The following is a 12,720-nucleotide window of genomic DNA, read 5'->3' as shown; positions in this document are numbered from 1 at the left end:
GCGCCTGGCGCGGCCGGTTTCGTTTTGGCAGCCATCCACCGCTTCGAAGGATCTCACGCGAAGTTAAGCCCAGAGTAGAAACCGCGCAGAGCTTGACGGATTCCGCGAAACATCTGTAAAAAGAGCGCCTGCCTCTCAAACGGGAGACGGGCAAGCCGAAAACGAATCCGCGTGGAGGACCCAATGCGCCGACTCACTTCTCACGAAAATCAAATCCGAAATTCTGAGAAGATGATGGACCATGCGCACATTGAATCTGGGCATTCTCGCCCATGTAGACGCGGGCAAGACTAGCCTTACGGAACGACTCCTTTTCGACACCGGTGTTATCGACAGGCTCGGCAGCGTCGACGCCGGCAATACGCAGACCGATAGCCTCGACCTCGAAAGACAACGCGGCATCACCATCGCTGCGGCGGTGGTTTCCTTTACCATCGGCGATGTGGCGGTGAACCTCATCGACACGCCAGGCCACCCGGACTTCATCGCAGAGATCGAACGGGTGCTGCAATTGCTTGATGCCGCCGTAGTCGTCGTTTCGGCGGTCGAGGGCGTGCAGCCGCAGACCCGCGTACTCGTCCGGGCATTGCGACGCCTCGATATCCCCTTCGTATTCTTCATCAACAAGATCGATCGCCTCGGCGCGCGTTACGATGACGTTCTCGAGGATATCGCGACCCAGCTGGCAGTTCGCCCGGTTGAGATGTCAGATGTCAGCGATGCCGGCAGCAGGCTCGCCACCGTGGAAGCCGCCAATATCGGAAGCGATCCCCATTTCTCGCGCCTATGCGAGTTGCTTGCAGTCAATGATGAAGCGCTGCTGGCCGATTACGTGCTTCATCCGGAGCGCCTGACGAGACAAAGACTGGAGCGCGCCCTTGTCGCCCAGGTAGCAAAGTCTCTGATCCATCCGGCATTTGCCGGTGCGGCGACACGCGGCCTTGGCATCTCTGCCTTGATCTCGGCGATCGAGACCCTGCTGCCCAGCCGGCGCCCCGATCCTGATGATCCGGTCTCCGGAAAAATCTTCAAGATCGAACGCGGATGGGGCGGCGAGAAGCTCGCCTATCTCTATCTGGCGTCAGGCACGGTCGGAGTTCGTGACGATCTCGAACTCCCGAACGGCTTGGCAAAGATCAGCAGCCTTCAGCTCTTCCGTGATGGTCGGGCAGACAAGGTCACGCAGATCAGCGCCGGGCAGATCGCCAAGGTCGGCGGGCTCGCGAATGCCCGCATCGGCCATTGGGTCGGCACCGAGACGTCACTCGGCACCCTTCGCCACTTTGCGCCGCCCACCTTGGAGACCCGCATCCGCCCGATGCGCCCCTCCGAAAACGCAGCGCTCTGGCTGACCCTTGGCCAGCTCGCCGAGCAGGATCCACTCATCAACCTGCGCGCCAACGAGGAAACCGGCGACATATACGTCTCGCTCTATGGCGAAGTGCAGAAGGAGGTCATCCAGGCAACGTTGTCGAGCGAGTTCGGCCTGGATGTCGTCTTCGAGGAAAGCACCGTCATCTACGTCGAGAGGCTGGTCGGAACCGGGAACGGACTGGAGCTGATATTCAAGGAGCCCAATCCGTTTCTCGCAACGGTCGGATTGCGCGTCGCGCCACGGCCGGAAGGCGCCGGCAACAGCTTCGCCCTGGAGGTGGACGTCGGCCAGATGCCCGCAAGCTTTTATCGAGCGGTCGAGGAAGCTACTTTCGAAACGCTGAAGGAAGGACTTTTCGGATGGCAGGTCATCGATTGCCACGTCGCCATGACATCGGCGCGGCAGAGTTCTCCGGCCACAACGGCGGTGGACTTCCGCAAGCTGACGCCGCTGGTGCTGGCATCGGCGCTTTCGTCCGCACGCACGATTCTCTGCGAGCCCATCGAGCATTTTCACATCGAGATACCGGCAACGGCGCTCACCGGCGTGCATAGCCTGCTGGCAAAATCCGGCGCATCGATGAAGAAATCGATGATCGACGGTGGGCTGGCGCGGCTGGAAGGCACGGTGGCGTCGTCGATGATCCAGAATATTCAGAGGCAGCTGCCCGGATTGTCGGGCGGAGCGGGCGCCTTGGATCACGCCTTCGACCACTATGCGCCACTATCAGGCCCGCCGCACTTGCGGGAGCGCGCCGGCGTAAACCCATTCGATCGCGCTGATTATCTGCGGTGCGTGCGATGAGGCCGCCGGTGCCATGCGCCGAACACAAAAAAGCCCGGCGAAACCGGGCTCTTTTCAAACGGCAAATCGCAGAGCGATTAGATGCCGAGACCGCCGAAGCGCTTGTTGAACTTCGAAACGCGGCCGGCACGGTCCATCATCTGCTGGTTGCCGCCCGTCCAAGCCGGATGGGACTTGGAGTCGATTTCGAGGTTCATGACAGCGCCTTCAGAACCCCAGGTCGAGCGGGTTTCATATTCGGTGCCGTCGGTCATGACTACCTTGATCGTGTGGTAGTCGGGATGAATGTTGGCCTTCATAACAATCTTCCTGTCATGCCAGGGTCCATTTGTCGCAAGCCATTGCGGCAACCGAACCGATTGAATAAATGAAGCCGCAGTCCGTTAAAGGCCACGGCTTCCAATTAAGATGGCGTGCCTATACATGAAGGCAGCGGCGATAACAAGGGGCGAAACGTCGAGTCCCTTGCTGATATGGGGATTGGAGACGACTTGTCAGAAACTGGCCAGGCAGAGGAAAAGAAAAACCGTTCAATCCGTCCCCTTGGACGACTGACGCCATATCTCAGGCGATATCGTGGCATGGTGTCCGGAGCGCTTGTCTCGCTCGTCCTCGCAGCCGTCACCTCGCTCGCCCTTCCCGTCGCCGTCCGCCGTATGATCGACCATGGCTTCGATGAGGCCGACCGCGGATTGGTCGACAGCTATTTCATCGCGATCATGGGCATGGCCCTGGTGCTCGCCGCGGCGAGCGCGCTGCGCTACTATTTCGTCATCTCCATCGGCGAGCGTATCGTCTCCGACATGCGCCGCGAGGTCTTCGACCACGTCACGCGGCTGTCGCCCTCCTTTTTCGACGTCAATCAGTCCGGTGAAATCGTCTCGCGGCTGACGGCCGACACGACTCAGATCAAATCCGCTGTCGGCGCTACCGCCTCCGTCGCGTTGCGCAACCTCATCCTCTGTCTCGGCGCCGTGATCATGATGATCGTGACCAGCCCGAAGCTTTCCAGCATCGTCCTGATCGCCATCCCGATCATCGTGCTGCCGCTGGTCAGCTTCGGCCGTTCCGTGCGCAAGCGATCGCGTGCCGCGCAGGATACTTTGGCGCAGGCATCCGCCTATGCCAATGAGACCATCGCGGCCAACCGCACCATACAGGCCTATAATGGCGAGATCGCCGCTTCCCAGCGCTACGGCAACGCGGTCGAGGATGCCTATCAGGCGGCGCGCGCGGCAATCAAATCCCGCTCGCTGCTAACGGGCTTCGCCATTGCCATGATCTTCGGCAGCATCGTCGCCGTTCTCTGGGTGGGTGCGCAGAATGTGCTCGCCGGCACCATGTCGGCCGGCACGCTCGGCCAGTTTCTGCTCTATTCCGTCATCGCCGGCTCCTCGCTCGGTTCCCTGTCGGAAGTCTGGGGCGAGCTGTCGCAGGCCGCGGGTGCGGCCGACCGCCTGGGCGAACTGCTTGCCGAGGTTTCGCCGATAGCCGCTCCGGCCAATCCCCTGCCTTTGCCGCAGCCGCCGCAAGGCCGCGTGGAATTCACCGACGTCCACTTCTCCTATCCGTCGCGGCCCGGAAGATCGGCGCTGCATGGGCTCTCCTTCTCGGTGAAGCCGGGCGAGACGGTCGCGATCGTCGGGGCTTCCGGCGCCGGCAAGAGCACCATTTTTTCACTGCTGCTGCGCTTCTATGATCCGCAGAAGGGCGGTGTCGCCATAGATGGCGTCGACGCTCGCGATGTTCTGCCGGACGCCTTGCGCGAGCGCATCGCCATCGTACCCCAGGATACGACGATCTTCGCCGCCTCCATCCATGACAATATCGCCTTCGGCCGCCCGGATGCCTCTCGCGAGGACGTGCGCGCCGCCGCCATCGCGGCACAGGCGGACGAATTCGTCTCGCGCCTGGAACAGGGATATGACACGCAAGTCGGCGAGCGCGGCGTAACACTCTCCGGCGGCCAGCGGCAACGCATCGCGATCGCCCGTGCCATCCTGAAGAACGCGCCGATCCTGCTGCTCGACGAGGCAACCTCCGCCCTCGATGCGGAAAGCGAAACCCTGGTGCAGAAGGCCCTGGAAGGCCTCATGGAAACACGCACCACCCTCGTCATCGCCCATCGTCTGGCAACCGTGCTGAAGGCCGACCGCATTCTGGTGCTCGATCAGGGCCGTATCGTCGAGGAAGGCACGCATCAGAGCCTGATCCGCCACGGCGGCATCTATGCGAAGCTCGCCCGCCTGCAGTTCGATGCCGGCATAGAGGAGCACATGCTTATCGCGAAATAGTGTGTGCAGTGTTCTGTTGCCGCGAATACAACCATATGGAAATAACTTTGAAGTTGCGCTAGATTTTCCGCGTTATCCCGCGCTGACGCGATTCTAGGAGACGTGAACCATGTATAAATTTGAAGTCTACAAGGACAAGGCCGGCGAGTTTCGCTTCCGCTTCAAAGCCTCGAACGGCGAAACCATGTTCGGTTCCGAAGGCTACAAGGCGAAGGCTTCGGCTCTGCACGCCATCGAATCGATCAAGGCTCATGTCGGCGGCGCAGCCATCGACGACCAAACCACCGCAACCGCCTGAGGCTTCGCGTCAAGCATCCGCTGTAAAGCCATCTGCGGCCGGCTGCCCTTGGGCATGCCGGCCGTTTTGATTTTTCGGCGAAGAATTTCAAAAAATCTTTTCGCGCGTGTCGAATTCGCCCGGGCCCGCGGCTCATTATATCGAAGCGGCAGGAAGCCGTTTTGCCAGCGGTGTTGTATATTCCGGCATTCAGCTTTGTGGGTTACGCCGTCCGGCCATCGTCAAACTGCAAATGGGAGACTTATCTCATGCAATATGCTTTGATCATCCGTGAATCAGCCGAGGATTTTCAGCGTCGCGCCGATCCAACCTATAAGAACGGCTGGATCGCCTACACGCAGGCGCTTGTCCAGGCCGGCATCATGACCGGGGGCGCGGGATTGACCGCGCCGGAGACAGCAACGGTCGTCCGTCGCCAGGGCGAAGACCACGAGGTAAAGGACGGTCCCTTCCCTGATGGCAAGGAGCAGCTTGGCGGCTTCTATCTGATCGACGTGCCGGATCTCGATGCCGCGCTGGAATGGGCCTTGCGCATTCCGATCTCCCAGCAAGGCTCGGTCGAGATAAGGCCGCGATTGCAGATGTAGCCATCATGGCATTGGATGCCCGACGCGCTGCCGAGCAGGCGGCACGTCAATCCTACGGCAAGCTGATTGCTTTTCTCGCCGCGCGTTTCCGCGACGTGCCGGCGGCCGAGGATGCTTTGTCCGATGCGATCGCGGCAGCGTTGAGTACCTGGCCGGAACGCGGCATCCCCGACAATCCGGAAGCTTGGCTGCTGGTTGCAGCCAAGCGCAACCTCCTTCGCCGGGTCAGGCACGAGAATGTCAGGGCCGGAGCGCGCGACAGGATCATGATGGCCTTCGAAGAAGCGGAGGAACGCATGAACGCAGGCAATCCCACCTTTCCGGATGAGCGCTTGAAGCTTCTCTTCGTCTGCGCCCATCCGGCTTTGGATCGCTCGGCTCACACACCGCTGATGCTGCAATCCGTACTGGCCGTCGATGCAGCAACCATAGCCAAGGCCTTCCTCGTTTCGCCGCAAGCCATGGGCCAGCGGCTGGTGCGGGCAAAAATCAAGATTCGCGAGGCGCATATCCCGTTTATCGTTCCGGACCGGTCCGTGTTGCCGGACCGATTGGAAAGCGTGCTCTCGGCGATATATGCCGCCTATGGCCTCGGCTGGGACGGGGTCGACGGAGAGATCGGCAAGCAAAGATCCCTAGCGGATGAGGCCATCTGGCTCGGCCGCACTCTGCTTGCGACCCTGCCCCAGGAGCCGGAGGCCATGGGCTTGTTGTCACTCATGCTCTACAGCCAGTCCCGTCGTGATGCGCGGCGCGACGCGAATGGACGATATGTCCCTCTCGACCAGCAGGAAATGGCCCTTTGGGATGCCGAAATGATCGTCGAGGCCGACAATCTGCTGCGAAAGGCCGGTGCATTCGGGCGTTTCGGTCCGTTCCAGTGCCAGGCCGCGATCCAGTCCGTGCATGCCGACCGGCGACGCTCCGGCGCGACCGACTGGGCCGCACTGGCCAAGCTCTATGAAGCGCTTGTGATGATGAAGCCGACAGCCGGCGCGCGCGTCAGCTACGCGGCGGTGACGGGCAAAGTGAAAGGTCCAGCCGCAGGGCTGGCTCTCCTTGACCGGATAGCCGAGCGCGAGATCGTCAACTATCAGCCTTATTGGGCCGTGCGCGCCCATCTACTGACCGAAGCTGGAGATACGGAAAACGCCTCCAGTGCCTACCGGACCGCGATCGGCCTCAGTGACAGCGAAGCCGTGCGGCAATTCCTGCAGGCACGCCTAGACAATATCGCATCGCCGGGGCGATGACCGCTTATTTTTCCGTCAGCTTCAGCTCGATGCGCCGGTTGGTGGCACGAGCATCTGGCGTATCGCCGGGTGCGATCGGCTGGAATTCGCCGAAGCCGGCTGCAACAAGCCTGTCGGCGGGAACGCCTTGCGAGATCAGGAACTTGACGACTGCGATGGCGCGCGCCGACGACAGCGCCCAGTTGTCCGGATAGCGGCCACTGCCCGAAAGCGGCACATTGTCCGTATGGCCATCGACGCGCAGCACCCAATTGATCTCGGGCGGGATTTCCTTGGAAAGATCGATGAGAGCCGCAGCGAGCTTGGTCATCTCAGTCTGACCGGCCGGATTGAGATCGGCCGCTCCCGACGGGAACAGCACTTCCGACTGGAATACGAAACGGTCGCCGACGATGCGGATATTGTCACGATCGGAGAGGATTTCGCGCAAGCGGCCGAAGAAATCCGAGCGGTAGCGGTTCAGCTCCTGCACGCGCTGCGCCAGCGCCACGTTCAGCCGCCGCCCAAGATCGGCGATCTTCACCTGCGACGACTGATCCTTGGCCTCGGAAGCCTGGAGTGCTACCTCCACGGCCGCGATCTGGCTGCGCAGCGCGGCAATCTGCTGATTGAGGAGATCGACTTGGGTAAGAGCCCGCGCACTCACCTGCTTCTGCTCGTCGAGCTGCTGCGACAACGTACCGGCCCGCTGCTCGGCGGCCTGGCTGCTGCCTGAACCCGCGGCAAGCAGAGACTGCAGGCGCGAACGTTCGCTTTCCGCCGATGAAAGAGAGGCCTGCAGATTGGCGACGGTATCTTCCAGATCCTGCTTGCCGTTCTTTTCGAGCGCCAGTTGCTCCACCAGATCGTTGATGCGGCTGTTGAGGCGGTTGAGCACCTCGTCACGCCCGGAGATTTCACGGCTGAGGATGAATTGGCCGACGACGAAGACCGTCAGCAGGAACATGATCGCCATCAGCAGCGTGGAGAGCGCATCGACGAAGCCGGGCCAATAGTCGACGCTTCTCTGGTGGCGTCGGTTGCGGGCGAGCGCCATGGCTTACTTGCTCCCGGTCTTCTCGGTATGGCCGATGCGGTCGGCAAGGCGGTCGAGCGTGCGGCGCATCGATTTCGCCTCTTCCTGCTGCGCCTCGATCCAGTCGCGCAGCATCTGCTGTTCGTTGCGCATGTTCTTGACCAGGCCCTGAATGCCCTCGGCGAGATTGGCCATGGCGGTTACCGAGCGCTGACCGCCGCCTTCCTCGGCGATCTTGCGCAGATAGTCCGACAGCGCCCGCACATCCTCCGAGGAGGCACCGGCCGCGCCTTCGATGACGGGGGCGATATCGGAGCCGACATCGGTAACCGACGAGAGCCAGTTTTCGAGCTCGGTATAGAAACGGTTCTGCGCGCGGCCGGCCTGCAGGTCGAGGAAGCCGAGGATCAGTGAGCCGGAAAGGCCGAGCAGCGACGACGAGAAGGCCGTGCCCATGCCGACCAGCGGGCCGGAAAGCCCGCTCTTCAGGGCGCTCAGAATATCGCCGCTGCCGCCGGTGCCGGCATCGAGGCCCTGGATGACGTCGTTGATCGAGCCGATGGTGCCGATCAGACCCCAGAATGTGCCGAGCAGACCCAGAAAGACCAGCAGGCCGATGAGATAGCGCGAGGTATCGCGCGATTCGTCGAGGCGCGTGGCGATCGAATCGAGAATGGAGCGCAGTGTGGCGGTGGAGAGCTGCATCGCGCGGCGGTTGCCGAGCAGCGCCCGCATCGGTGCGAGAAGCCGCGGATTGCGGCCGACTTTGTCCGCATTGCCGACGGCGCGGAAATGATTGAACCAGCGAACCTCCGGCCTCAGCATCAGCACATGATTGAAGACCAGCAGGATGCCGACGGCCAGAACGCCCAGGATCAAGCCGTTAAGGCCGGGATTGTGCAGGAAGGCGACCTGAGCTTGACGGAAGAGGATGGCCACGATGAAGCCGACGATGATCAGGAAAAGAACCATCGTCCAGAAGAAGGCCATCGGGCTTGAGAGCTTGTAGGTGTAATTGCCCGATACGTTGTCGGTCGATCCCAGGTCCGACAGATTCACATTTTCCATCACACGCTCCGCCACCGCATTTTCCGCAGGCGGAGACTAGAGCAACATTGTGCCGAATTGAAGAGACGGAAAGCACAAAACAGTCCGTTGGCAACAGACTGTTTTGTCATTCGAAAAAGCGAACGGGGGAACGGCTTACTTCGTCGGGATCGGACGCTTGACCACTTCGGCGAGCGCCTTCTGGATGTGCTCGTTGCCGCAGATGATCGAACTGGTGCCGAGCATGTCGTTACCGCCATGGAAATCCGAGACGAAACCGCCGGCTTCACGGATCAGCAGAATGCCCGCCGCGACATCCCAGGGCGAAAGGCCGGTTTCCCAGAAACCGTCGAAACGGCCGGCGGCGACATAGGCAAGATCGAGCGATGCGGAGCCGAGGCGGCGCACGCCGGCGACTTCGCCCATGACGTGGCGCAGCTCCACCAGAAACTTGCCGTGATTGCCGCGGCCGAGATGCGGAATGCCGCAGCCGATGACGCTGTCCGACAGCACGCGGCGCGAAGCGACGCGCAGGCGACGGTCATTAAGGAATGCGCCGCCGCCGCGTTCGGTCGTATAGAGTTCGTCGGTCGCCGGATTGAAGATGACGCCGGCAACGATCTCGTCGTTGCGCTCGAGCGCGATCGAAACCGCGAACATCGGAATGCCGTGCAGGAAGTTGGTGGTGCCGTCGAGCGGATCGACGATCCAGCGATGCGCGCCATCCGTGCCCTTGACCTCTTCGCCTTCCTCGCCGAGGAAACCGTAGGTCGGACGCGCCTTCATCAGCTCGTCGCGGATGATCTTCTGCGCCTTCAGATCCGCCTGGCTGACGAAATCGCCCGGCCCCTTCACCGAAACCTGCAGGTTCTGCACTTCGCCGAAATCGCGGCTGAGCGACTTGCCTGCCTTGAGGGCAGCCTGAACCATGACATTGAGAAGAGCAGAACGGGCCATCGGGTTTCCTTGGATAATGCAGAATGCGCTGACCGGGCGGCCCGAAAGCAGGCCCCGACGGAGCGGGAGCGTCAGCGGAAATAAAGATTGGCGGCCTCAAGACCATAAAATCGGGGGAATTTCAAGTGGTGAGGCTATGGCACGCGCAAACTCACCTCACATCAGGCCCGCTGCGGCTGGTTTCGACCTCGGCTGCTACCGCGCGCGACGATACTTGTTCGCGGCGTCGATGGCCGCTTTCTGCTGAAAGTCCTCGATGCCCTGATAGAAATCCTCAAGCTCCGCATCCTTCAGACCGGCGCGGCGGGAAATAACATACCAGGTGGCCGCAGCCACCGGATCCTGCTTCGTACCGATGGCGTTGATATAAAGGTGCGCCAGCTTGTTCTGGGCGACGACATTGCCGCGAAAGGCGGCGACCCGCATCCAGTTGAAGCCGTTTTCCAGATCCTTGCCGCCACCAATGCCGTTGATGAGCCAGAGGCCCATATCGAGCTGCGCGGTGTCGAAGCCTGAATTGGCGGCGCGCGACAGCCACTCGCGCGCGCGGGCCTTCTTCTCCGGCGGCAGGTCTGGAAGGTTGAGATAGAGCTGCGAGACGGCATATTGCGCGTCGGCGATACCCTGCTGGGCGGATTTCTCATAATAGGGAAGCGCCATTTGCAGGCCCTTCGCGCCGGGATTTTCGGCCGTCAGCATCTGTGCCACATTGAATTCGGCCGAAGCCTGCCCGGCTTCGGCAGCCTTCCTCATCCATTCATCCGCCTTCTTCTGATCGCGGGGCACGTCGCGGCCTTCCATCAGGATCAAGGCGTATTTGAACATCGAGGTCGCATCACCGCCATCGGCAGCCTTGCTATACCAGAAAGCAGCGTCCTTGGTGTCGCGCTTGACGCCCAATCCCTGCGACATCAGCTCGGCAATGAGGGTCTGCGCGGCGGGATCACCGAGCTGCGCTCGCGGCAGCGCTCTCTGAAAGGCGGTCAGATAATAGCCGCGCTGAAAGGCGCCGTAGGCGTCGTCGACCTTGCCCTTGAAGGGCTTTTCCGGCGGCAGGGCGGGCAGATTGGCACCCATGCGCTCGAAGACGCCGACGCCTTCCGAGGGCTTGATGTCGCCGTCGGCCTTCGGCTCGCTACCCGGCTGGATCTTCTCGGTCTTGAAGGTGCCGGCATCGGCACCCAAGGGCCGCGTCACGATGCTTTCGTTGGTCGCCGGCGCATCCGGCACGGAGGATGCGTCATCGGACTGCGCCTGATCATCGGCCTGAACCTTGTCATCGGGCCGCGCCCCCTTCTCCGCCGGCGCCTTAACACCCGGCAACGACGTAGCGCCATTATCCGATTGCGCTGCAGCCAGCAGTGGAAATATCGTCAGCCCGGCCGTGAGCGCGACAAGAAAAGGTTTATGGCGGAATCGAGGCTTTGACGACATGAACCGCTATCAATCCTCAAACCGTGGCGCTTTTTCGTCCAGAAGCGCATTCACTTGCGCAACGATGGACGGAGCCGCTGCGGAGTCGGCAAAAACCGCTGTGCGCAACGCCACGAACTCTGCACCCGTCAAGGCCACTTCGAGCGCCGATTGCGGATCAGTGCCACCCATGACGATACAGGGGATTTCGACCATCGAGGCCCACCATTCGCCGAGCGCCAGGTTCTTCGGATGCGCCTCCGGCTTGATGTCGCCATCCAGCTTGCCGAAAAAGATATAATCCGGTCGCAACTCGCCAACCTCCAGCGCGCCGTGCCTGTCGGCAGCGCTTCCGCCGACGATCAGCTTCGGCACGAATTTTTCGACGGCTTCGGTAAGCTCGGTAATATTTCCGGCAATGTGCAGCCCGTCGGCCTTGGCCCTGCCCGCTACTCGGCTGTCGCCGGCAATCAATGCCGCGGCGCCTGCCGCCTGTACCACGGGCACCAGCTTTTCCGCATGTCTTTGGAAGGTGCCATCATCCAGCCCGTATTGGGGAATGATCACCGAGGCGACATCCCCGCCCCTCAGCGCATCGGCCACGACCTTCGCCTGCTGTTCGATATCGGCGATATCGGGAACGATGAGAACAAGGCGGCAACGATCTTCGGGCGCGGTCATGCGGGCTTCCATGGTTTCGGCTTCCATCGTCAGCGATGGCGCACCGGTTCGATAGTCGTGAGTAAATCCGTTAGCTCTTTCTGACAAGGGGCAGCGGCTGAAACGGCGATCCGTGGCGTAAATCCGGACATTCTCGGCGCCGCTGGAGCATGTCGCGCAAAAGTGTGCAGCGGTTTTACGAAAACCACATGCGAAAAATCAAGAATCTAAAGCGCACAGAGCGAATCTGAAAGATCGCGACGCGCTTTAGTAAGCCTATCGCGCAATATATCATGCAGCGCACAATTAACTTGCCGCCCTTTGGTGTTTGACGTAGCTTTCCGCCATGTCGACCATGGACCCTTTCGCAGCCATCGCGGATCCGAACCGGCGCTATCTGCTGGAGGAATTACGCCGCGCACCCAAAACGGTCAACGAACTGGCGCAGGGCCTGCCGATCAGCCGCCCGGCGGTTTCGCAGCATTTGAAAGCGCTGCTCGACAGCAATCTCGTTTCCGTCACCAATGAAGGTACGAAACGCATATATGCAGTCAACAGCCGCGGTTTCGACAAGCTGAATTTATGGCTGGATCAGTTCTGGTCCTGAAATCCTTGGCTTTCGCGGCTTCAGGAAAATTGCGCCAACTTCTACCTCAAACGCTATGATGTTGGCGCATCCGTTTTGACGGAAATGCTCATCGATCCTGGCTGGGAAATTTTCGATCTGCCTCTGTTGCCCCCAAGATCGATGGCTTCTTGAACTTTAAAACCGTTATGTCAGTGAACTGACGAACGCAGACGTTGGATTTCGTCCTTGACGCGCAGTTTCCTGCGTTTGATGTCGGCTATTTCCGTATCATTCATAGAGGGAGATGACAGTGCCACATGCAGCGCCTCCTCGAGCGCGACATGTTTCTTTTCGAGCGATTCAAGATGAGCTTGAACAGTCATATGACCCTTCCTTCCTCTTTGAGAGCCCTGACCATCCATTCGCCAAGGCTCTAGGTGTCAACCCTC

13 protein-coding genes are annotated in these 12,720 nt (G+C 60.9%); 6 read left to right on the top strand and 7 right to left on the bottom strand.

The window, feature by feature from the left end; all coding sequences use genetic code 11:
• Positions 1-241: 241 nt before the first annotated feature.
• The gene (locus ACPYOP_RS00735) at positions 242-2,179 is read left to right on the top strand and encodes a GTP-binding protein (protein WP_481408477.1); all 1,938 of its coding nucleotides are present in this window, start codon (positions 242-244) and stop codon (positions 2,177-2,179) included.
• Between the two features lie 77 nt (positions 2,180-2,256).
• On the opposite strand, the gene rpmE is transcribed toward ACPYOP_RS00735, so the two are convergent.
• Entirely contained in the window at positions 2,257-2,478 is a 222-nt protein-coding gene (rpmE, locus tag ACPYOP_RS00730) for a 50S ribosomal protein L31 (protein WP_034503571.1), read from the bottom strand.
• A gap of 174 nt (positions 2,479-2,652) precedes the next feature.
• Between rpmE and ACPYOP_RS00725 the strand changes: the two genes are divergently transcribed.
• The 4 genes from ACPYOP_RS00725 to ACPYOP_RS00710 all read left to right on the top strand — a co-directional run bounded on the left by ACPYOP_RS00725 (position 2,653) and on the right by ACPYOP_RS00710 (position 6,611).
• Positions 2,653-4,473 carry an ABC transporter transmembrane domain-containing protein gene (locus ACPYOP_RS00725; protein WP_481408615.1) on the top strand — a complete coding sequence of 607 codons (1,821 nt, stop codon included), beginning with the start codon at positions 2,653-2,655 and terminating at the stop codon, positions 4,471-4,473.
• Between the two features lie 109 nt (positions 4,474-4,582).
• Positions 4,583-4,771 (top strand): YegP family protein, encoded by a 189-nt coding sequence (locus ACPYOP_RS00720; protein WP_481408476.1) that lies wholly within the window; start codon positions 4,583-4,585, stop codon positions 4,769-4,771.
• Positions 4,772-5,019: 248 nt separating this feature from the next.
• Positions 5,020-5,358 carry a YciI family protein gene (locus ACPYOP_RS00715; protein ID WP_481408475.1) on the top strand — a complete coding sequence of 113 codons (339 nt, stop codon included), beginning with the start codon at positions 5,020-5,022 and terminating at the stop codon, positions 5,356-5,358.
• A gap of 5 nt (positions 5,359-5,363) precedes the next feature.
• Positions 5,364-6,611 (top strand): RNA polymerase sigma factor, encoded by a 1,248-nt coding sequence (locus ACPYOP_RS00710; protein WP_481408474.1) that lies wholly within the window; start codon positions 5,364-5,366, stop codon positions 6,609-6,611.
• Positions 6,612-6,615: 4 nt separating this feature from the next.
• Here the strand turns inward: ACPYOP_RS00710 and ACPYOP_RS00705 are convergent, their stop codons facing one another.
• The 5 genes from ACPYOP_RS00705 to ACPYOP_RS00685 all read right to left on the bottom strand — a co-directional run bounded on the left by ACPYOP_RS00705 (position 6,616) and on the right by ACPYOP_RS00685 (position 11,724).
• A complete protein-coding gene (locus ACPYOP_RS00705) occupies positions 6,616-7,647 on the bottom strand; it encodes a peptidoglycan -binding protein (protein WP_481408473.1) in 1,032 nt (343 codons plus the stop codon).
• 3 nt (positions 7,648-7,650) lie between these two features.
• Positions 7,651-8,694, bottom strand: a complete 1,044-nt coding sequence (locus ACPYOP_RS00700) for a flagellar motor protein MotA (RefSeq protein ID WP_481408472.1) — start codon at positions 8,692-8,694, stop codon at positions 7,651-7,653.
• Positions 8,695-8,829: 135 nt separating this feature from the next.
• Positions 8,830-9,630 carry an inositol monophosphatase family protein gene (locus tag ACPYOP_RS00695; RefSeq protein WP_481408471.1) on the bottom strand — a complete coding sequence of 267 codons (801 nt, stop codon included), beginning with the start codon at positions 9,628-9,630 and terminating at the stop codon, positions 8,830-8,832.
• Positions 9,631-9,825: 195 nt separating this feature from the next.
• Positions 9,826-11,064, bottom strand: a complete 1,239-nt coding sequence (locus ACPYOP_RS00690) for a tetratricopeptide repeat protein (RefSeq protein ID WP_481408470.1) — start codon at positions 11,062-11,064, stop codon at positions 9,826-9,828.
• 9 nt (positions 11,065-11,073) lie between these two features.
• The gene (locus ACPYOP_RS00685) at positions 11,074-11,724 is read right to left on the bottom strand and encodes a thiamine phosphate synthase (protein ID WP_481408469.1); all 651 of its coding nucleotides are present in this window, start codon (positions 11,722-11,724) and stop codon (positions 11,074-11,076) included.
• 325 nt (positions 11,725-12,049) lie between these two features.
• On the opposite strand from ACPYOP_RS00685, the gene ACPYOP_RS00680 reads away from it, so the two are divergent.
• Positions 12,050-12,310, top strand: a complete 261-nt coding sequence (locus tag ACPYOP_RS00680) for an ArsR/SmtB family transcription factor (protein WP_034476040.1) — start codon at positions 12,050-12,052, stop codon at positions 12,308-12,310.
• Positions 12,311-12,480: 170 nt separating this feature from the next.
• Here ACPYOP_RS00680 and ACPYOP_RS00675 read toward each other — a convergent pair whose 3' ends face one another.
• Positions 12,481-12,654: a YdcH family protein gene (locus ACPYOP_RS00675; protein WP_481408468.1), complete on the bottom strand. Its 174-nt coding sequence runs from the start codon at positions 12,652-12,654 to the stop codon at positions 12,481-12,483.
• Between the last annotated feature and the right edge of the window lie 66 nt (positions 12,655-12,720).

The organism is Rhizobium sp. KNZ2-6A (assembly GCF_056755475.1).
This window is presented reverse-complemented; position numbering and strand designations above follow the sequence as displayed.